The sequence below is a fragment of the Vibrio sp. SCSIO 43133 genome, from assembly GCF_023716845.1.
In the GTDB taxonomy this organism is placed as follows: Bacteria; Pseudomonadota; Gammaproteobacteria; order Enterobacterales; family Vibrionaceae; genus Vibrio; species Vibrio mediterranei.
The window spans coordinates 3,248,630-3,268,892 of sequence record NZ_CP068024.1 but is presented as its reverse complement, the minus strand read 5'-3'; the positions used below and the strand labels follow the sequence as shown (position 1 = coordinate 3,268,892).

The 20,263-nt window shown below is 45.9% G+C and carries 11 protein-coding genes, 1 tRNA gene, 3 rRNA genes and 1 riboswitch; of the genes, 9 read left to right on the top strand and 6 right to left on the bottom strand.

Features of this window, described 5'->3' with window-relative positions; genetic code table 11:
• Positions 1-91: 91 nt before the first annotated feature.
• The 5 genes from JKJ11_RS15285 (at position 92) to JKJ11_RS15265 (ending at position 7,042) form a co-directional block, all read left to right on the top strand.
• Positions 92-1,342: a cyclic di-GMP phosphodiesterase gene (locus JKJ11_RS15285; protein WP_252038433.1), complete on the top strand. Its 1,251-nt coding sequence runs from the start codon at positions 92-94 to the stop codon at positions 1,340-1,342.
• 567 nt (positions 1,343-1,909) lie between these two features.
• A 16S ribosomal RNA gene (locus tag JKJ11_RS15280) occupies positions 1,910-3,462 on the top strand.
• Between the two features lie 319 nt (positions 3,463-3,781).
• A 23S ribosomal RNA gene (locus tag JKJ11_RS15275) occupies positions 3,782-6,667 on the top strand.
• Between the two features lie 126 nt (positions 6,668-6,793).
• A 5S ribosomal RNA gene (gene rrf / locus JKJ11_RS15270) occupies positions 6,794-6,909 on the top strand.
• Together the 16S, 23S and 5S rRNA genes with 1 tRNA gene alongside form the textbook arrangement of a ribosomal RNA operon.
• Positions 6,910-6,965: 56 nt before the next feature.
• A tRNA-Asp gene (locus JKJ11_RS15265) sits at positions 6,966-7,042 on the top strand.
• Positions 7,043-7,173: 131 nt separating this feature from the next.
• Here the strand turns inward: JKJ11_RS15265 and lysC are convergent.
• Positions 7,174-8,577 carry a lysine-sensitive aspartokinase 3 gene (gene lysC, locus JKJ11_RS15260; RefSeq protein WP_503059477.1) on the bottom strand — a complete coding sequence of 468 codons (1,404 nt, stop codon included), beginning with the start codon at positions 8,575-8,577 and terminating at the stop codon, positions 7,174-7,176.
• A 48-nt stretch (positions 8,578-8,625) separates the two neighbouring features.
• Positions 8,626-8,802, bottom strand: a riboswitch (Lysine riboswitch).
• Positions 8,803-9,001: 199 nt separating this feature from the next.
• Between lysC and JKJ11_RS15255 the strand changes: the two genes are divergently transcribed.
• The gene (locus JKJ11_RS15255) at positions 9,002-10,120 is read left to right on the top strand and encodes a pyridoxal-phosphate-dependent aminotransferase family protein (protein ID WP_171392572.1); all 1,119 of its coding nucleotides are present in this window, start codon (positions 9,002-9,004) and stop codon (positions 10,118-10,120) included.
• A 79-nt stretch (positions 10,121-10,199) separates the two neighbouring features.
• On the opposite strand, the gene JKJ11_RS15250 is transcribed toward JKJ11_RS15255, so the two are convergent.
• The 3 genes from JKJ11_RS15250 to pepA form a co-directional block, all read right to left on the bottom strand.
• Entirely contained in the window at positions 10,200-13,058 is a 2,859-nt protein-coding gene (locus JKJ11_RS15250) for a valine--tRNA ligase (protein ID WP_006073202.1), read from the bottom strand.
• Between the two features lie 98 nt (positions 13,059-13,156).
• On the bottom strand, positions 13,157-13,612 hold the full coding sequence (locus JKJ11_RS15245) for a DNA polymerase III subunit chi (protein ID WP_006073201.1): 456 nt from the start codon (positions 13,610-13,612) through the stop codon (positions 13,157-13,159).
• A gap of 63 nt (positions 13,613-13,675) precedes the next feature.
• On the bottom strand, positions 13,676-15,184 hold the full coding sequence (gene pepA, locus JKJ11_RS15240) for a leucyl aminopeptidase (RefSeq protein WP_006073199.1): 1,509 nt from the start codon (positions 15,182-15,184) through the stop codon (positions 13,676-13,678).
• Between the two features lie 191 nt (positions 15,185-15,375).
• On the opposite strand from pepA, the gene lptF reads away from it, so the two are divergent.
• Both lptF and lptG read left to right on the top strand, forming a co-directional pair.
• The gene (gene lptF / locus JKJ11_RS15235) at positions 15,376-16,491 is read left to right on the top strand and encodes an LPS export ABC transporter permease LptF (protein WP_006073198.1); all 1,116 of its coding nucleotides are present in this window, start codon (positions 15,376-15,378) and stop codon (positions 16,489-16,491) included.
• A gap of 3 nt (positions 16,492-16,494) precedes the next feature.
• Positions 16,495-17,565 carry an LPS export ABC transporter permease LptG gene (gene lptG / locus JKJ11_RS15230; RefSeq protein ID WP_006073195.1) on the top strand — a complete coding sequence of 357 codons (1,071 nt, stop codon included), beginning with the start codon at positions 16,495-16,497 and terminating at the stop codon, positions 17,563-17,565.
• 52 nt (positions 17,566-17,617) lie between these two features.
• Here lptG and JKJ11_RS15225 read toward each other — a convergent pair whose 3' ends face one another.
• The gene (locus tag JKJ11_RS15225; protein WP_062463488.1) at positions 17,618-18,079 is read right to left on the bottom strand and encodes a chemotaxis protein CheX; all 462 of its coding nucleotides are present in this window, start codon (positions 18,077-18,079) and stop codon (positions 17,618-17,620) included.
• Between the two features lie 8 nt (positions 18,080-18,087).
• Positions 18,088-18,540 (bottom strand): zinc uptake transcriptional repressor Zur, encoded by a 453-nt coding sequence (zur, locus tag JKJ11_RS15220; RefSeq protein WP_006073191.1) that lies wholly within the window; start codon positions 18,538-18,540, stop codon positions 18,088-18,090.
• Between the two features lie 469 nt (positions 18,541-19,009).
• Here zur and JKJ11_RS15215 point away from each other — a divergent pair, with 469 nt between their 5' ends.
• Positions 19,010-20,260, top strand: coding sequence for a magnesium transporter (locus JKJ11_RS15215; RefSeq protein WP_252038429.1), 1,251 nt, complete (start codon positions 19,010-19,012; stop codon positions 20,258-20,260).
• Positions 20,261-20,263 lie beyond the last annotated feature (3 nt).

Here is a 20,263-nt window from a genome sequence, read left to right as displayed (position 1 = left end):
TATTTGGTCACACTTTAATAATAATTAGATGAATTAGCGCACGAAGTTCTTTAAACTCGCTGAGTGTTTTACAGTCAGTTGCAGTTGGATTGTGGCAAGTATCAAGATTTCAGTGGACCGAATTCAGCCTGGGCTTCATGTCCGGCTTCCCCTCAAATGGAATGACCACCCGTTTCTATTTAATGTTTTTAAGATTAAATCAGAAGAGCAGGTACACATTATTAAGCAGTTAGGGGTGAAGTACGTCCACGTTAACCCTGATTTAAGTGATGTTTTACCGCTCCCTATTCAACAAGCCTCTCAAGAACCTAATGCTTATGTTCAAGCAAGCTCGGATCTACTCTGGGAAGAAAAGCAAAGGCGTATAGAACAACTAAGCGCTTATCGAAGAAGAGTTTCTCGTTGCGAAAAAGAGTTTGATCGCTCTTTGGCTCGAATTAGAAATGTCATGGCCAAACTCAGAAGTCGGCCAGAACAAGCGACGAAAGAAGCACGTTTGTTAGTAGATGATATTGTCGATACTCTCTTATCTGAAGATGAAGTGACCTTGCATTTAATGGGCAGTAAAAGTGAATTTGAAGACATCTACTTTCACAGTTTAAATGTTTCGGTGCTGTCTATGATGATTGCTAAAGCAAGGGGATTAGAGGCCGAGGAGATCAAACTAGTAGCGCTTTCTGCACTATTTCATGATATTGGTAAAGTGAAGATTCCACCGGCAATTTTGAGAAAAACTACGCCGCTCACGGAGCCAGAAGCTAACTACCTAAAACTTCACACTAAGTATGGTAGCAACATCGCTGGCATGATGGATACACTGCCTCAAGAAGTCATTACCGTCATCGAACAACATCACGAGTTGTTGGATGGCAGTGGCTACCCGTTAGGTCTCAAAGGCAATGAAATTGATGCGTTCGCACAAATAATTTCTGTTGCCAATGCGTTTGATAACCTATGTCATCACCAAATACCGAGTGAGAAAAAGATTCCTTTTACCGCCTTGTCTTATCTATATAAGCATACAAAGGCGTTGTATAACCAAGAAAACCTAAACATTCTTATTAAGTATATGGGGGTGTATCCTCCTGGTACGGTAGTCAAACTCTCTAATGAGATGGTCGGTCTCGTCGTTTCTATTAATAGTGGTAATTTACTGTGCCCGAATGTACTCATCTACGATCCTACCGTACCTAAACTGCAAGCTCCCATCATTCCACTTGAAGAGAAGGAGCTGAAAGTGGAGTCAGTGATTCACCCTGATAGGCTGCCAGAAGAGATTCGGGAATACTTAAACCCACGAGCTCGAATTTCTTACTACTTTGAAGACAATAACGCTCATTAGTTACTATAGAATTCGTACGTGTAACAGACATCTGAGGCTTTACCAAGATGCAATATGGGGTAAGTTAAAGGATTAATGAGTGAAAAACGTTCTGTTTTAGCCATTATTGGTTAATAAAGTTACAAATGACCTATTTTTAAAGATTTTCTTTAAAAAACGCTTGCCAATGTGATCCGGATCTCTATAATGCGTCCTCACTGGCACGGCAGAGCCCACAAGGGTTCAAGGCAAGAGTCAGTAAGGCGTTCAGCTAATAAGATGGTCTTCTAGTTAGATTTGAAAAAATCAAAAATAATTAGAAAAAAGTGTTTGACACTGAGAATCATCTCGCTAGAATAGCCGCCTCTTCAAACGGAAAGCGAAACGCAGAGTTCTGAAGAGAATGTTCTTTAACAATATAAACCTATCAATCTGTGTGGGCACTCGTTGATGATAATCAAATTAGATACTTCTGTATCAAATTAGGTTTCAATGAAACGAAGTGACCATTGAGTCGAAAGACTCAGCACAGTCAATTCAAACATTACTTTATGTAATGTTCAGTATTCATTGAGCCGACAAAATCTTAAATTGAAGAGTTTGATCATGGCTCAGATTGAACGCTGGCGGCAGGCCTAACACATGCAAGTCGAGCGGAAACGAGTTAACTGACCCTTCGGGTGACGTTAACGGCGTCGAGCGGCGGACGGGTGAGTAATGCCTGGGAAATTGCCCTGATGTGGGGGATAACCATTGGAAACGATGGCTAATACCGCATAATGCCTTCGGGCCAAAGAGGGGGACCTTCGGGCCTCTCGCGTCAGGATATGCCCAGGTGGGATTAGCTAGTTGGTGAGGTAATGGCTCACCAAGGCGACGATCCCTAGCTGGTCTGAGAGGATGATCAGCCACACTGGAACTGAGACACGGTCCAGACTCCTACGGGAGGCAGCAGTGGGGAATATTGCACAATGGGCGCAAGCCTGATGCAGCCATGCCGCGTGTGTGAAGAAGGCCTTCGGGTTGTAAAGCACTTTCAGCAGTGAGGAAGGCGGGTACGTTAATAGCGTGCTCGTTTGACGTTAGCTGCAGAAGAAGCACCGGCTAACTCCGTGCCAGCAGCCGCGGTAATACGGAGGGTGCGAGCGTTAATCGGAATTACTGGGCGTAAAGCGCATGCAGGTGGTTCGTTAAGTCAGATGTGAAAGCCCGGGGCTCAACCTCGGAACTGCATTTGAAACTGGCGGACTAGAGTACTGTAGAGGGGGGTAGAATTTCAGGTGTAGCGGTGAAATGCGTAGAGATCTGAAGGAATACCGGTGGCGAAGGCGGCCCCCTGGACAGATACTGACACTCAGATGCGAAAGCGTGGGGAGCAAACAGGATTAGATACCCTGGTAGTCCACGCCGTAAACGATGTCTACTTGGAGGTTGTGGCCTTGAGCCGTGGCTTTCGGAGCTAACGCGTTAAGTAGACCGCCTGGGGAGTACGGTCGCAAGATTAAAACTCAAATGAATTGACGGGGGCCCGCACAAGCGGTGGAGCATGTGGTTTAATTCGATGCAACGCGAAGAACCTTACCTACTCTTGACATCCAGAGAAGCCAGCGGAGACGCAGGTGTGCCTTCGGGAGCTCTGAGACAGGTGCTGCATGGCTGTCGTCAGCTCGTGTTGTGAAATGTTGGGTTAAGTCCCGCAACGAGCGCAACCCTTATCCTTGTTTGCCAGCGAGTAATGTCGGGAACTCCAGGGAGACTGCCGGTGATAAACCGGAGGAAGGTGGGGACGACGTCAAGTCATCATGGCCCTTACGAGTAGGGCTACACACGTGCTACAATGGCGCATACAGAGGGCAGCCAACTTGCGAAAGTGAGCGAATCCCAAAAAGTGCGTCGTAGTCCGGATTGGAGTCTGCAACTCGACTCCATGAAGTCGGAATCGCTAGTAATCGTAGATCAGAATGCTACGGTGAATACGTTCCCGGGCCTTGTACACACCGCCCGTCACACCATGGGAGTGGGCTGCAAAAGAAGTGGGTAGTTTAACCTTCGGGAGGACGCTCACCACTTTGTGGTTCATGACTGGGGTGAAGTCGTAACAAGGTAGCCCTAGGGGAACCTGGGGCTGGATCACCTCCTTATACGAAAGATTATTGCGATGAGTGTTCACACAGATTGATGGTTTGGGTTTAAGCCCAGAGCATAGCTCTTTAACAATTTGGAAAGCTGACGAATAACATTTGATTAATGTTATTCATTTAAAAGTTCTCAAATCCTAATCGAAAGATTAGGTACCAACACACATTCAAGTGTTCTTGGGAATTACGAAAGTAATTCATATTTGAGTCCGGCAAAATCGAGTCTGCACATGTATAAAAATGCAGACAACTTTGGTTGTTTGACCGTTTGCTTTCACTTTTCAAAAGTGAAGACAAATAGAAAGACCCTTTGGGGTTGTATGGTTAAGTGACTAAGCGTACACGGTGGATGCCTTGGCAGTCAGAGGCGATGAAAGGCGTATTAACTTGCGATAAGCTCAGATTAGGTAGTAAAAACCTGTGAGTCTGAGATTCCTGAATGGGGAAACCCAACTGCATAAGCAGTTATCGCTGAGTGAATACATAGCTCAGCGAGGCGAACCGGGGGAACTGAAACATCTAAGTACCCCGAGGAAGAGAAATCAACCGAGATTCCGAAAGTAGCGGCGAGCGAAATTGGATTAGCCCTTAAGCTTTTAATGAGACAGGTGAAGGCTCTGGAAAGTGCCGCGATACAGGGTGATAGCCCCGTAACCGACATCTCATCATCAGTGAAATCGAGTAGGGCGGGACACGTGATATCCTGTCTGAATATGGGGGGACCATCCTCCAAGGCTAAATACTACTGACTGACCGATAGTGAACCAGTACCGTGAGGGAAAGGCGAAAAGAACCCCTGTGAGGGGAGTGAAATAGAACCTGAAACCGTGTACGTACAAGCAGTAGGAGCACCTTCGTGGTGTGACTGCGTACCTTTTGTATAATGGGTCAGCGACTTATATTCAGTGGCAAGGTTAACCGTTTAGGGGAGCCGTAGGGAAACCGAGTCTTAACTGGGCGTTCAGTCTCTGGATATAGACCCGAAACCAGGTGATCTAGCCATGGGCAGGTTGAAGGTTGAGTAACATCAACTGGAGGACCGAACCGACTAATGTTGAAAAATTAGCGGATGACTTGTGGCTAGGGGTGAAAGGCCAATCAAACCTGGAGATAGCTGGTTCTCCCCGAAATCTATTTAGGTAGAGCCTCGGACGAATACTACTGGGGGTAGAGCACTGTTAAGGCTAGGGGGTCATCCCGACTTACCAACCCTTTGCAAACTCCGAATACCAGTAAGTACTATCCGGGAGACACACGGCGGGTGCTAACGTCCGTCGTGGAGAGGGAAACAACCCAGACCGCCAGCTAAGGTCCCAAAGTATAGCTAAGTGGGAAACGATGTGGGAAGGCTTAGACAGCTAGGATGTTGGCTTAGAAGCAGCCATCATTTAAAGAAAGCGTAATAGCTCACTAGTCGAGTCGGCCTGCGCGGAAGATGTAACGGGGCTAAGCTATACACCGAAGCTGCGGCAATGTGTTTACACATTGGGTAGGGGAGCGTTCTGTAAGCCGTTGAAGGTGGACTGTAAAGTCTGCTGGAGGTATCAGAAGTGCGAATGCTGACATGAGTAACGATAAAGGGGGTGAAAAACCTCCTCGCCGGAAGACCAAGGGTTCCTGTCCAACGTTAATCGGGGCAGGGTAAGTCGACCCCTAAGGCGAGGCCGAAAGGCGTAGTCGATGGGAAACGGGTTAATATTCCCGTACTTCTTACAATTGCGATGGGGGGACGGAGAAGGCTAGGTGGGCCTGGCGACGGTTGTCCAGGTTCAAGTGCGTAGGCTTAAGGTTTAGGTAAATCCGGACCTTTTAAGGCTGAGACACGATGTCGAGCTACTACGGTAGTGAAGTCATTGATGCCATGCTTCCAGGAAAAGCCTCTAAGCTTCAGATTGTAAGGAATCGTACCCCAAACCGACACAGGTGGTCGGGTAGAGAATACCAAGGCGCTTGAGAGAACTCGGGTGAAGGAACTAGGCAAAATGGTACCGTAACTTCGGGAGAAGGTACGCTCTTAGTGGTGAAGTCCCTCGCGGATGGAGCTACCGAGAGTCGCAGATACCAGGTGGCTGCAACTGTTTATTAAAAACACAGCACTGTGCAAAATCGCAAGATGACGTATACGGTGTGACGCCTGCCCGGTGCCGGAAGGTTAATTGATGGGGTTAGTTTTCGGACGAAGCTCTTGATCGAAGCCCCGGTAAACGGCGGCCGTAACTATAACGGTCCTAAGGTAGCGAAATTCCTTGTCGGGTAAGTTCCGACCTGCACGAATGGCGTAATGATGGCCACGCTGTCTCCACCCGAGACTCAGTGAAATTGAAATCGCTGTGAAGATGCAGTGTACCCGCGGCTAGACGGAAAGACCCCGTGAACCTTTACTACAGCTTGGCACTGAACATTGAGCCTACATGTGTAGGATAGGTGGGAGCCTTTGAAGCGAGTACGCCAGTATTCGTGGAGGCAATCTTGAAATACCACCCTTGTATGTTTGATGTTCTAACTTGGTTCCCTAATCGGGAATGAGGACAGTGCCTGGTGGGTAGTTTGACTGGGGCGGTCTCCTCCCAAAGAGTAACGGAGGAGCACGAAGGTGGGCTAATCACGGTTGGACATCGTGAGGTTAGTGCAATGGCATAAGCCCGCTTGACTGCGAGAATGACAATTCGAGCAGGTGCGAAAGCAGGTCATAGTGATCCGGTGGTTCTGAATGGAAGGGCCATCGCTCAACGGATAAAAGGTACTCCGGGGATAACAGGCTGATACCGCCCAAGAGTTCATATCGACGGCGGTGTTTGGCACCTCGATGTCGGCTCATCACATCCTGGGGCTGAAGTCGGTCCCAAGGGTATGGCTGTTCGCCATTTAAAGTGGTACGCGAGCTGGGTTTAGAACGTCGTGAGACAGTTCGGTCCCTATCTGCCGTGGGCGTTGGAAGATTGAAGGGGGCTGCTCCTAGTACGAGAGGACCGGAGTGGACGAACCTCTGGTGTTCGGGTTGTGTCGCCAGACGCATTGCCCGGTAGCTAAGTTCGGAATCGATAACCGCTGAAAGCATCTAAGCGGGAAGCGAGCCCTGAGATGAGTCTTCCCTGGCGCTTTAAGCGTCCTAAAGGGTTGTTCGAGACTAGAACGTTGATAGGCAGGGTGTGTAAGCGTTGTGAGGCGTTGAGCTAACCTGTACTAATTGCCCGTGAGGCTTAACCATACAACACCCAAAGGGTTTTGATGGACTCAAAGCAAGAACTTTGAATGTGTATTTAGACTTTTAAACAGTTTTCCAGATTTTTTGCCTTCAGTTTTTGATAAAAGCTGAAAGTAAAAGCAGAATTTGCTTGGCGACCATAGCGTTGTGGACCCACCTGATTCCATGCCGAACTCAGAAGTGAAACGCAATAGCGCCGATGGTAGTGTGGGGCTTCCCCATGTGAGAGTAGGACATCGCCAGGCTTTGAACAACATCTGTTTAAAGCACGATTAAGATAAGACTTTAAATAGACCACTGCGGAGTGGTAGTTCAGTTGGTTAGAATACCGGCCTGTCACGCCGGGGGTCGCGGGTTCGAGTCCCGTCCACTCCGCCACTTATTAGAAAACCCGATGCGAAAGCGTCGGGTTTTTTATTGCCTGAAGATATCCTATCTAACTCTTTATACTGTTCTATCTGATATAAAAAAGCCCCGTCTAACGACGAGGCCATTTCATTCGACCATTGCTATCCTTCAAATAGCTCTTCATGAAGTGCTTTAACGGCTTGTTTTGCTTCGTTTTCATCTAATAGGAAGCATAAGTTATGTGGGCTTGCACCGTAGCAGATCATACGAATATTAAACTCATCCAGAGTATCGAATACTTCAGCGGCAGAGCCTTTTGTCTCACTCATGTTGTTACCAATCAGCGCGACGAGGCTTAATCCTTGTTTGACCTCGACTGTACATAGCTGCTCTAGTTCTTGTTGAGCTTGAGCAGGAAGTTCTGGTGCACCGCCACACGTATCAGTTTGATCAAGTGTAAGTGAAACACTGACTTCTGAGGTAGTGACCAAATCAACAGAGATTTTGTGTTTTGCCAATACGGTAAAGACGTCCGCTAAGAAACCATACGCTTGGAACATTTTAGGGTTACGCAGTGTTACCATAGTTTGATTGTTACGTAGCGCCAATGCCCTAAATAGCGGCGCGCTTTCTACGGATTGTCGTACCCAAGTACCACCTTCCTGTGGTGCTTTTGATGAGCCGACAAACACAGGGATTTGGTGACGTAATGCTGGTAAAAGTGTTGAAGGATGTAGGATCTTCGCACCAAAGTTCGCCATTTCGGAGGCTTCACTAAAGCTGATTTCTGGAATAGGGCGTGCATTCGGAGCAATACGAGGGTCCGTTGTATAAATTCCTGGGACATCAGTCCAGATCTCTAACCCCGCAGCTTCTACCGCTTCTGCGATAAGTGCAGCACTATAATCACTGCCACCTCGGCCAAGTGTTGTGGTTTCACCTTCCTCATCAGAACCAATAAAGCCTTGAGTGACAACTACATGCTGCTGACAAAGTGGGATAAGCTTCTCATCGGCTAATTGCTTAGTCGCTTCTAGATTTGGTTCGGCTTTGCCGTAGTCACTATCCGTTTTCAGGACATCGCGAATATCAAAACGCACAGCGTCGACCCCGCGCTCTTGCATTAATCGAGTCAAAATATGAGTCGACATTCTCTCACCACACGCTACTAAGTGATCAGTGAGCTTTGCCGATGTTGCAATAGAAGCAGCCTCGGATAACGTCGCAACTTTTTCAATTAGTGCTTCAACACGCTTCTCGATAGATGAGGTGTCTTTGAGCTGCGACATAATGTCAGTATGGATAGCTCTAAGTCTATTGATGAGCTCAGATCGGTGTGCTTCGTCTTTTACTCCATTTGCCAACTCAACCAAAATGTTGGTGACTCCAGAGCATGCACTGCTTACAACCAGCTTCGTTTGTGGGTTATTTTCGATGATCTCAGCACAACGGCTCATGGCTTCGAAGTTGGCGACGCTTGTTCCGCCAAATTTAGCTACATTGAATGCGCTCACAGTAATTCTCCAGGACTTCCAGTAGTAATAATAAGGTTGGTAACCCAACATCCGATGTTTGAAGAGAAAAATAGAGCGGAGGAATCCGAATAAAGAATGGACCTCAGAAGCTCTTCACCAATCACTTGGTGACAGTTAAAGGGATTCAGCCCGTTCAACCGACAAACTTAATCCTGCAAATTGAGTTCATCTCGGCACTGCTCCCCATCAGTAACATGTATAGAAGTTGCGGCTTCACATGATTACCTGCCTGGGCAGTGCTCCTCTTCCGCTGTAGCTTTTTAGTGGTTGCTACAGATAGTGTGTTTATTCAACGTTTTTGAGCGTAAAAAGTCAATGAAGATTCACAATTTAACCATAAAAAACTGAGTGGTTGGATGTTGCAAAAATGTTGATTTTTATTCCGTTGTGGAACAGACTGAATTTCCTTAGGATATTTTACTTATTACTACAATAAATCATTAAAGGATTGCCCATGACTATTTCTAGCTTTGTGCCCCCTCACCGTACGTTAATGGGGCCTGGCCCATCAGATATTTACCCACAAGTATTGCAAGCCTTGAGTCGTCCAACGATAGGTCACCTAGACCCGCTCTTCATCGGTATGATGGATGAACTTAAAGAGCTGCTCAAGTATGCATTTCAGACACAAAATGACTTCACAATCGCCGTTTCAGCGCCCGGTAGTGCTGGTATGGAAACATGCTTCGTAAACCTCGTTGAGCCAGGCGACAAAGTTATTGTCTGTCGCAATGGTGTGTTTGGCGAACGTATGCGAGAGAATGTGCTTCGCTGTGGTGGTGAAGCTATTGTCGTAGAAGATGAATGGGGTGCGCCTGTTTCTGTGGCTAAAGTAGAGCAAGCGATCGCCGAGCATCCAGATGCAAAAATAGTAGCGTTTGTTCATGCTGAGACATCCACTGGAGCTGTAAGCGATGCGCAGGCTCTAGGTTCGCTTGCTAAGCAAAACGATATGCTGACTATTGTTGATGCTGTGACATCTCTAGGTGGGGTGCCTTTATTGGTGGATGAATGGCAACTAGATGCAGTTTATTCCGGAAGTCAGAAGTGCTTATCCTGTGTGCCGGGATTATCACCAGTCACGCTTTCTCCAGCGGCCATCGAGGTAATTAAATCTCGCAAAACGACCGTTCAGAGTTGGTTCCTCGATCAGAGCTTGGTTTTGGGCTATTGGAGTGGAGAAGGGAAGCGCAGCTATCACCACACCGCGCCAGTAAACAGTTTGTACGCATTGCATGAGTCGCTAGTCTTACTCAAAAATGAAGGACTAGAGAATGCATGGCAGCGCCATAAAGACATGCACTTGTTGCTCAAAGAAGGACTAGAACAGCTTGGGTTGAGCTTCGTTGTTGAAGAAGGCAGCCGATTACCTCAGCTTAATGCTGTTTACTTGCCGGAAGGTGTTGACGATGCAGCAGTGCGCTCTCAGCTTTTAGAACAGTACAACTTAGAAATTGGTGCGGGTTTAGGTGCGTTAGCTGGTAAAGCATGGCGAATTGGTTTGATGGGGTATGGGGCCAGAAGAGAGAACGTTGCCTTATGTCTTAAAGCACTTGAAACGGTCTTGAAGTAATTCTTGAAATAATAGTTGTTAGCCAATAAAAAACCGAGAGCTAGGCTCCCGGTTTTTTATTATATGGATTTAGCTAAGCTTAAAGCGCGGCAATAGTTTGCTTTTGCTCTTCCAGTTTAACTAACATCTCTTTGTAACCTTCAAGTTTCTCACGTTCTTTCGCAACAACTGCTTCAGGTGCTTTCGCGACAAAACCTTCGTTACCAAGCTTGCCTTCGATACGTTTTACTTCACCTTGTGTCTTAGCGATTTCTTTCGCTAGACGATCCAGTTCTGCATCTTTATCGATTAGACCAGCCATAGGAATCATAAGCTCAGATTTACCAACCAGTGCTGTAGCACATGCTGGAGTCTCTTCGCCAGCTGTCAGTACTTTGATGTCTTCAAGCTTAGCAAGAGAGACAAGAACTGCTTTGTTCGCTTCTAGGCGAGCGGCGTCTTTATCGTCAGCAACTTTAAGCATGACGTCTAGCGCTTTACTTGGAGCAATATCGTACTCAGCACGTAGGTTACGGATGCTAGTGATGAATGCTTTCACCCACTCAATATCGTCAAGTGCTTCTTGGTTGAAGTTTGCTTCTTCAAACTGAGGAAGCGCTTGAAGCATGATCGTATCACCTTCAACACCATCAACAATAGGTTTGACGCTCTGCCAGATCGTTTCAGTGATGTATGGTAGTACTGGGTGAGCTAGACGCAGTGTCTTCTCTAATACAGTGATCAGCGTGCGACGCGTACCACGTTGCTGAGCTTCGTTACCTTTCCATAGAACGGGTTTAGTCAGCTCTAAGTACCAGTCACAGAATTGGTTCCAGATGAACTCATAAATGGTATTTGCAGCCATATCTAGACGGTAGTTGTCGATGTGACCGTTGAACTCTTTTGCAGCAAGTTCAAACTGAGACTCGATCCACTTGTCTGCAAGTGAATATTCAATCTCACCACCGTTGAAACCACAATCTTGATCTTCTGTGTTCATAAGCACGTAACGGCTTGCGTTCCATAGCTTGTTACAGAAGTTACGGTAACCTTCTAGACGCTTCATATCCCAGTTGATATCACGACCAGTAGATGCCATTGCTGCAAGAGTGAAACGAAGTGCATCAGTACCATAAGGTTCGATACCATTTTCGAATGTCTTACGAGTGTTCTTTTCAATCTTCTTCGCTAGTTGAGGTTGCATCATGTTGCCAGTGCGCTTCTCTACTAGAGACTCAAGGTCGATACCATCAATCATATCGATTGGGTCAAGAACGTTACCTTTAGACTTCGACATCTTGTCGCCGTTTTCGTCACGGATTAGACCCGTAACGTATACCGTCTTGAATGGTACCTGTGGTTTGCCGTTTTCATCTTTACAGAAGTGCATGGTCATCATGATCATGCGAGCAACCCAGAAGAAGATGATGTCGAAACCTGTAACTAGTACATCTGATGGGTGGAAAGTTTTCAGGTCATCAGTGTTTTCTGGCCAGCCTTGAGTACCGAATGTCCACAGTGCAGATGAGAACCAAGTATCAAGAACGTCGTCGTCTTGACGCAGAACAACAACTGGCGCTAGACCATTGTTCTCACGCACTTCCTCTTCGGTACGACCTACATAAACGTTACCGTCGTTGTCATACCATGCTGGAATGCGGTGACCCCACCATAGCTGGCGAGAGATACACCAGTCTTGAATGTCACGCATCCAAGAGAAGTACATGTTTTCATATTGCTTAGGCACGAATTGGATTTCGCCATCTTCAACTGCTTTGGTTGCTGTCTCTGCTAGAGGTGCAGTACGAACATACCATTGGTCAGTTAGCATTGGCTCAATTACCACGCCACCACGGTCGCCATAAGGTACGGTCAGATCGTGATCTTTGATTTCGTCCAGAAGACCAAGCTCTTCGAACTCGGCAACGATAGCTTTACGAGCAGCGAAACGCTCCATGCCATGATATTTAGCTGGAAGCTCTGTTGAATACGCATCGCTTGCTTCACCATTTGTGGTGAATACTTCTGCTGCGTCACGAATATCTGCATTGAACGTTAGGATGTTGATCATTGGCAACTGGTGACGTTTACCAACTTCATAGTCGTTAAAGTCGTGTGCAGGTGTGATCTTCACACAACCCGTGCCTTTTTCCATATCAGCATGCTCGTCACCTACGATTGGAATACGACGGTCTACGATAGGAAGCAGGATTTCTTTGCCGATAAGATCTTTATAGCGAGGATCTTCAGGGTTTACCGCAACACCAGTATCGCCCAGCATAGTTTCTGGACGAGTAGTTGCGACAACAATGTAGTCTTTACCTTCTGCTGTTTTTACGCCATCAGCTAGAGGGTAGCGGAAGTGCCACATGTGGCCTTTCTTGTCTTTGTTTTCAACTTCTAGATCAGAAATCGCTGTGTGTAGCTTTGGATCCCAGTTAACTAGGCGCTTACCACGATAGATAAGATCATCTTCGTATAGACGAACAAAGACTTCTTGAACGGCATTAGATAGGCCGTCATCCATAGTGAATCGCTCACGATCCCAGTCTACAGATGCGCCTAGACGGCGAAGCTGTTTAGTAATTGTGCCGCCAGACTCGCCTTTCCATTCCCAGATCTTGTCGATGAAAGCTTCACGGCCATAATCGTGCTTAGTCTTGCCTTCTTCAGCGGCAATCTTACGCTCAACGACCATTTGAGTTGCGATACCAGCGTGGTCAGTACCTACTTGCCAAAGGGTGTTTTTACCCTTCATACGCTCGGCACGGATTAGCGTATCCATGATGGTGTCTTGGAATGCATGACCCATATGTAGGCTACCAGTGACGTTCGGTGGCGGGATCATGATGCTGTATGATTCTTTAGTCGTGTCACCGTGAGGCTTAAAGTAGCCTTTCTCTTCCCAAGTCTTATACAGAGCTTGTTCGATAGATTGTGGGTTATATGTCTTTTCCATAGCTTTCTGGATACTTACTTTAATCTGTGAAAGAAATTTGCCAAACCTTATAAATAAACGCAGGGAAATTAACGCTTACTTATAAGGATTGACCTTGATTAGGATTCTGAATGTTGAATCTCAATGGTTTGAAGCTGATAGCCCGCTTGACGGTAAATTTTATACCTTTCTCGCGCAGTTTGCTTAGCTTTTTCTTCGCAAGGGACGAAGTCTACCACTTGACCAAAGGACTGCGCAAAGGTTGCGTGACTATTCGCCAAATTTATTGCTAGTTGCCTATTCCAACTGGGTTTAAGGCCCTCATGACCAATCTCTACCGGCGTGCCATTTTTAGGTCCTTCGCCAATGAGATTGTGGGCAATAAATTGTTCGGGAGTCACTTGCCAGAAATACTCAGCCAACAACTCAGCTTCGGCTTTGTCACTGCAGTTAATATAGAGTTTGGCACCTTGCGCTGTAAAATGGCGACAGAGAAAATGCACATAGGCAAACCACCCCTGTTGAGAGGCTTGTTCAGAGTCTTCATTAATGATGTAGAAGGTTGCCGTATTCATGTGAAATGTCGCTTTGCTCTGGTTATTGGTAAGCAATAAAAAAGGGCCTTTCGGCCCTTCTGTTTACTCTTCAGTCTCTTGGCCACTGCGGTTTAGCAAGAATTGGACAAGTAGCGAGACAGGACGACCCGTTGAGCCTTTCGCTTTGCCTGATTTCCATGCTGTACCAGCAATATCTAAGTGTGCCCAGTGATATTTCTTAGCAAATCGAGATAAGAAACAACCAGCTGTAATCGTACCGCCAGGGCGGCCACCAATATTTGCCATATCAGCAAATGGGCTTGCTAGTTGCTCTTGGTATTCGTCTGCCATTGGTAGACGCCAAGCGCGATCGCCAGCTTGCTCAGAGGCGTTAACAAGTTCATGTGAAAGTGGGTTGTGGTTTGAAATCACACCACTGATATGATGACCTAGTGCAATCACACATGCCCCCGTAAGAGTGGCAACATCAACAACACATTCCGGCTCATAGCGTTCGACATAAGTTAATGCGTCACACAGAACCAAGCGACCTTCTGCGTCCGTATTTAATACTTCAACTGTAAGGCCAGACATAGTTGTGAGGATATCACCTGGGCGATAGGCATTACTGCCAGGCATGTTTTCACAGCCTGCTAGTACTGCAACCACGTTGATTGGTAGGTTCAGCTTAGCCAGCGCTTTCATGGTACCGAATACCGATGCTGCGCCACACATGTCGTATTTCATCTCATCCATGGCTTCGCCAGGTTTTAGTGAGATACCGCCTGAATCGAACGTTAGGCCTTTACCAACTAAAACAATTGGCTTCGCATCTGGATCCGGGTTGCCCTTATACTCCATGATAGACATCATAGATTCATTCTTTGATCCACGACCGACAGCTAGGTAAGACGTCATACCTAGTTTTTCCATTTCTTGCTCACCAATGATTTTGGTTGAAATGGTGTCGTAATCATCAGCCAAGCGACGAGCTTGAGAAGCAAGATAAGCTGGGTTTGCGATATTTGGTGGCATGTTGCCAAGATCTTTCGACGCTTTAACACCTGAAGCAATCGCTAGACCGTGAGCAATCGCTTTTTCACCAAGATTTAACTCACGACGTGTAGGTACGTTGAATACTAGCTTACGCAGTGGACGACGTGTTTCTGGTTTACTACTCTTGAATTGATCGAAGGTATAAAGACCATCTTTCGTTGCTTCAACAGCTTGACGTACTTTCCAGTATGTATCGCGGCCTTTAACGTGCAGCTCTGTTAGGAAACATACGGCTTCCATAGAACCAGTCTCGTTCAACGTGCTGATGGTTTTTTGAATGATTTCTTTATATTGGCGTTCACCAAGCTCTCGCTCTTTACCACAGCCAACTAACAGAACGCGCTCTGAAAGCACCCCAGGTACTTGATGCAGTAGCAGCATTTGACCTGGCTTACCTTCTAGGTCGCCACGACGTAGCAAAGAGCTAATATAGCCATCGCTGATTTTATCAAGCTGCTCTGCAACCGGAGAGAGACGACGTGGCTCAAATACGCCAACGACGATGCATGCACTGCGCTGCTTCTCTGGACTGCCACTTTTAACACTAAACTCCATGCGTACTCCTACATCCTAAAGACAAATAGAACTAAATGTTGGATAATCGATTCTTAATGCTTGAATCCTATGAGCCATTTCGGCCTATAATCTTAAGATAAGAATCGATCAAAAAAGTAAAAAATAAAAGGTTTACCCGAAAACTATAGCGATTCAATCAAAAAAACAAGTTTTGTATAGGTGTTTTCACTGTGATTATTGTTAGATATTTGATCAGAGAAACAGTTAAGAGCCAATTAGCCATCTTTTTAGTGCTCTTTTTAGTGTTTTTCAGTCGTCAATTTATCCAAGTGCTTGCTGATGCTTCCGATGGAGATATTCCTGCTGGTCTGATTATGACTTTAGCGGGTATTAGTATGCCGACAATGGGACTATTGATGTTCCCATTGAGTATTTATATCGGAATCCTAGTTACTTTCGGGCGTTTATACGCAGAAAGTGAAATCACGGTAATGAATGCGACCGGGATAGGTAATAAGTTTCTTATTCGTGCGGCTATGTATTTAGCGGTACTGACCACTTCTCTAGCTGCGTTTAATGCATTCTGGTTAGCCCCTTGGACTCAAGAGCAAGAAGTGCAGATTCGTGAACGGCTTGCATCGGAAAACTCGGTGGAGCTTTTGCAAACGGGTAGCTTCCAACGAACCCCTGACGGTTCTTCGGTTGTCTTTATTGACAGCATAAAAGATAAAAAGCTAACCAATGTCTTCGTTGCTCAGTTAAATCCAAGAGATTCGGTGTTACCTAGTGTGATATCGGCGAAATCTGGTGATGTAAAAGAGTTAAGTGATGGTCGACAAGTGATTGCGCTCTATGACGGTGTTCGTTATGAAGGGGTGCCGACTCGTCTTGAGTATATGGTTACAGAGTTTACCGATTATGAAGGGGTCATTGGGCAGCGTGAAGTCCAACAGCGTGGGCGCTCTTGGATGGCCATACCCACTATGGAGTTATTGGGTAACCCTGATCCTAAAGCGCAAGCCGAGCTCCATTGGCGAATCTCCTTGGTGGTATGTATTCCATTATTAACCATGCTGGTGGTGCCTTTGTCGGCGGTAAACCCAAGGCAAAGCAAGTTTGCCAAAATGGGACCAGCAATCTTGGCTTACTTCGCTTATTTTATGGCGATCAGTGCAATGAAATCGGCGCTAGAAGATGGGGCTTTTCCGTCGTACATCGGATTATGGCCAGTAAACTTTGCATTGCTGCTTGCCGCTATCGGTGTCAATACTTGGGATACGGTCGGTGTGAGGAAATTCAGAGAGAAACTGCGTCGTAAGCGCATGCAAAGACGAGAGGTAGCTTAGATCGTGTTTAGAATACTAGACGTCTACGTGGGTAAGACAATCATTACCACGATCATATTAGTGCTCTCGGTTTTCGTTGGCTTATCTGCGGTGATCAAATTTGTCGAACAGCTTCGTTCAGTTGGCGAGGGGAGCTACACCATGCTGTCGGCATTGTATTTTGTGATATTAGGGATGCCGCGTGATATTGAGCTGTTCTTCTCTATGGCTGCGCTACTTGGCTCCTTAGTCGGCTTAGGTATGTTAGCGAGCAGCTCTGAGCTTGTTGTTATGCAAGCTGCCGGGATTTCGAAGCTACGTATTGGTCTTTCAGTACTTAAGACGGCAGTGCCTTTGATGGTGGTAGTGATGGCATTAGGGGAGTGGGGGGCACCAACCACTCAGCAAATGGCTCGCGATTTGCGCCTTCAAGCTACATCCGGAGGTAGCATTGTATCAGTTAGGAACGGTGTCTGGGCTCGGGATGCGAACGACTTCATTTTTATCTCTAAGGTCAATGGCGAGTCTGTTGAAGGATTGAATATTTGGCGCTTCGGTGAGAATAAACAGCTCAAAGAAACGGTGTTTGCGGAATCAGCAGATTATCTAGGCGATAATCGTTGGGAGATGCACCGAATTCAAATTACAGACATGAAAAACGATGAGGCATTATCAAAAGAGACGCTCGACAAGCAAGTTTGGGAAACTTCACTGGTGCCTGACAAGCTAGCGATTGTTACTGTGGATCTTAATGAGTTGCCGTTAAGTGGATTGTGGGATTATACCCAATACCTGAAAGACTCTGAACAGGATGCATCTCGTTATGAACTGGCATTTTGGCGTAAAGCGACACAGCCAATTTCAGTCGCGGTAATGATGTTAATGGCACTGTCTTTTGTGTTTGGTCCTTTAAGAAGTGTAACGATGGGTGCGCGTATTCTCTCTGGTGTCATCGCAGGTTTTACGTTCTACATTTCGAGTGAATTCTTTGGGCCAGTTAGCCTTGTATATGGGATGTCGCCGTTGTTTGGTGCCTTAGGGCCTAGTTTGGTGTTTTTAACCATAGCCATGTTGCTTCTGCGCAGAAAACTATAATAAAAAAGGCTCCAACCGGAGCCTTTTTTATTTTGTCTAACTGAAAGAGAGTTTACTCGAAGCAAATCTCGATAAATGCATCACCCCATTCAGAGGTAAAAGGCATGATGATGATCGCTCCATCGCATTTATGCCTGATGGTATGTCCTTTACCCGAGACAACCACTGGAGTTGCCATATCAAAATCGAAGCCATTCTCAGCTAAAATTCGTTTTGCACCACCAGTGACCATATTGGTGATTTCACCGACCATATCGGTTACTTCTTCGTTGAGACCATGTGGTCTCTCGCCGAGCATGTTCTGCATGATTTCGAGAGCAAGACCCTCTTCAAATGTGATCGACATTGAACCACGAGTTTGGTTGCCTACCATCCCGATAAGACCAGATACGTCCCCGCGAGCAATCTCATCTTTCTTAATTCTTGGTTTTAATGGTTTGATTTCCATCGTCGCCATGGTTTTTAGCACATTTATTAAGGAGGCTAAAAACGGGTTTACAAATTCAGCGCGCATAACTTCTTCTATTTATTTTCAACTTCCAATGATGAACACGTCTGACAAATGCCATGAGATTCAATAACGTGATTGGAGAACTGGAAGCCATGTTTTTCAACGTTACTATTCAACAAGGCTATCAGAATATCATCTTGTAGTTCAACGACATTGCCGCACTTATCACAAATCAATAAATGAGAGTAGTGCTTATGCTCACCAAATGAACAGCATGAGATAAAGCTATTAGTTGATTCAACTCTGTGAATAAAACCTTGTTCTAAAAGAAAGTCTAGAGCGCGATACACGGTAGGCGGTTTAGCTTTTGGCTCACTGACTTTGAGCTGTTCTAATAATTCATAAGCACTAGAGGCCTTCTTATTTTCACAAATAAGCTCATAAACAGTTCGGCGCTGAGGAGTGAGTCGCACACCTCTTGCGGAACAGATATCTTCCAATTGTTGTATTAGCTTTTGATTCACATGGTCACCTGTCTTAGCGAAGTCCGACTATTTTATACTAATTCCCCACGTAGATCGTTAGTAGGCTGACTCGAATTTTCGTATTGACCGATTCGTCACTTTATTCTGCTAGTGGCTCTGAACAAAGGGATGAAATATTTTGCAACATCAAAGTTGCCAAGTTGCATATTCGCACTGTTGACTATGAGGAGTCGGATACCTACCATGCGCCCATATTTTCACAGGAGAAATATTATGGAAAACGACAGTCGAAGGTGGATTACTAGCTCAAGAGCGCGGATCTTATTGGAGTAATATGGACTAAGCATTGTTACCCCCCTTCAACTTTTCTCGCCCTCTTAAAATGACGTTGGTTTCTTTCTCTGAAACTCAAACGTTATCTTGTTAGTAACCACCTGAAAATGAATTGTTTTTTCTATTGCTCGAATGGAGCAAGGGATCGTCATATCTAATAAAAAGGTGCGTTATCATGACCATTATTAACACCGTAAACGAATACAACCATCACCAAACCGTTAGCTTCGAGTCCGGCGCGACTCAAGTAGATTTCACTCTTTTTAATCATTGGATTGAAATGCGTGAGATACAAAAGCTTAACCAACATTTTAACGCTGAATACATTCAGCAAACGCTTTGTTTTACTCAGCAGTTATCGGCAGAGTCGCTTCAACGTCTTTATTCTCTAGAGGGGTTCGACTATCAGCAAGATATAGAGCGGTTTCTTCAAGCAAGGCATCCCGTTATCCATACTGTTAATTCCGCAGCAATGACAGTGCTCTATCATGATATGTCCGTAGAGCAGGCGAAAAAAGCATTGAACAGTCTGTATGTTGAGTTTGCCTGTCTTACTATCGTCGACGATCTGGGACGGTTCGTTGGCTTGATTAAGCTGGATATTTTGTTTAAATCTCAACCTAATTTAAAACTGTCTGAGATTGTCCAGCATGCCATCAGCTGTCATTTTAGCGCATCACAAGAACATGCGGTGGCGCTACTCAAACAAAGTCGTTTTGACGTTGTACCAATCTTAAATAGTCAGGGGCTACCCGTTGGTTTGCTATCGGCCAAATCGGCGATAGATATCGTTACTGAAGAGCAAACTGAAGACATGGAACGATTGATGGGCATTCAGCAAGATGGCCATGTCGGCGACTATATGAGCCTGTCTGTTATGGATCATGTGAGTAAGCGTATTGTCTGGGTAATAGGCTTAGCCATATTGGGTTTGTTATCCGGTATGGTGATCCATAGTTATGAAGATGCAATTGAAGCGTTTACGGTTTTGGCCTTGTACATGCCTATGATAGCGGACTCTGGTGGTAATGCTGGTACGCAGTCTGCGACTGTGATGGTGCGCTCTCTGGCGTTAGGAAGCGTCAAGCTGCGTGACTGGCTGTCAGTGTTGTGGAAGGAAACACGCATTGCCATTGTTATTGGTGGTGCACTGGCTGTTATTTCCTTAGGGAAAGTGACCTTACTGTCTTATGGCGTAGAGTTGCCGGCGAATCTGACACTAACCATGTTGGGCTGTGCAATTGGCTTAGCACTCTTCTTCCAAATAGTCTCTTCTACCGTTATTGGCGCTATGCTGCCTATGTTGACTAAACGACTCAACCTTGATCCCGCCGTTGTCGCTAGTCCAGCGATAACCACCATCGTTGATATTGGTGGGCTGCTAATCTATTTCTTCTGTACTACTCGATTACTAGGTTTGTCTTAACCT

Bases quoted from the DNA above. Each gene is read 5' to 3' on its own strand.
- JKJ11_RS15250 (WP_006073202.1), bottom strand. From the start codon at position 13,058: ATGGAAAAGACATATAACCCACAATCTATCGAACAAGCTCTGTATAAG.
- lysC (WP_503059477.1), bottom strand. From the start codon at position 8,577: ATGTTGGGTTACCAACCTTATTATTACTACTGGAAGTCCTGGAGAATT.
- JKJ11_RS15215 (WP_252038429.1), top strand. From the start codon at position 19,010: ATGACCATTATTAACACCGTAAACGAATACAACCATCACCAAACCGTT.
- JKJ11_RS15225 (WP_062463488.1), bottom strand. From the start codon at position 18,079: ATGCGCGCTGAATTTGTAAACCCGTTTTTAGCCTCCTTAATAAATGTG.
- JKJ11_RS15245 (WP_006073201.1), bottom strand. From the start codon at position 13,612: ATGAATACGGCAACCTTCTACATCATTAATGAAGACTCTGAACAAGCC.
- JKJ11_RS15255 (WP_171392572.1), top strand. From the start codon at position 9,002: ATGACTATTTCTAGCTTTGTGCCCCCTCACCGTACGTTAATGGGGCCT.
- pepA (WP_006073199.1), bottom strand. From the start codon at position 15,184: ATGGAGTTTAGTGTTAAAAGTGGCAGTCCAGAGAAGCAGCGCAGTGCA.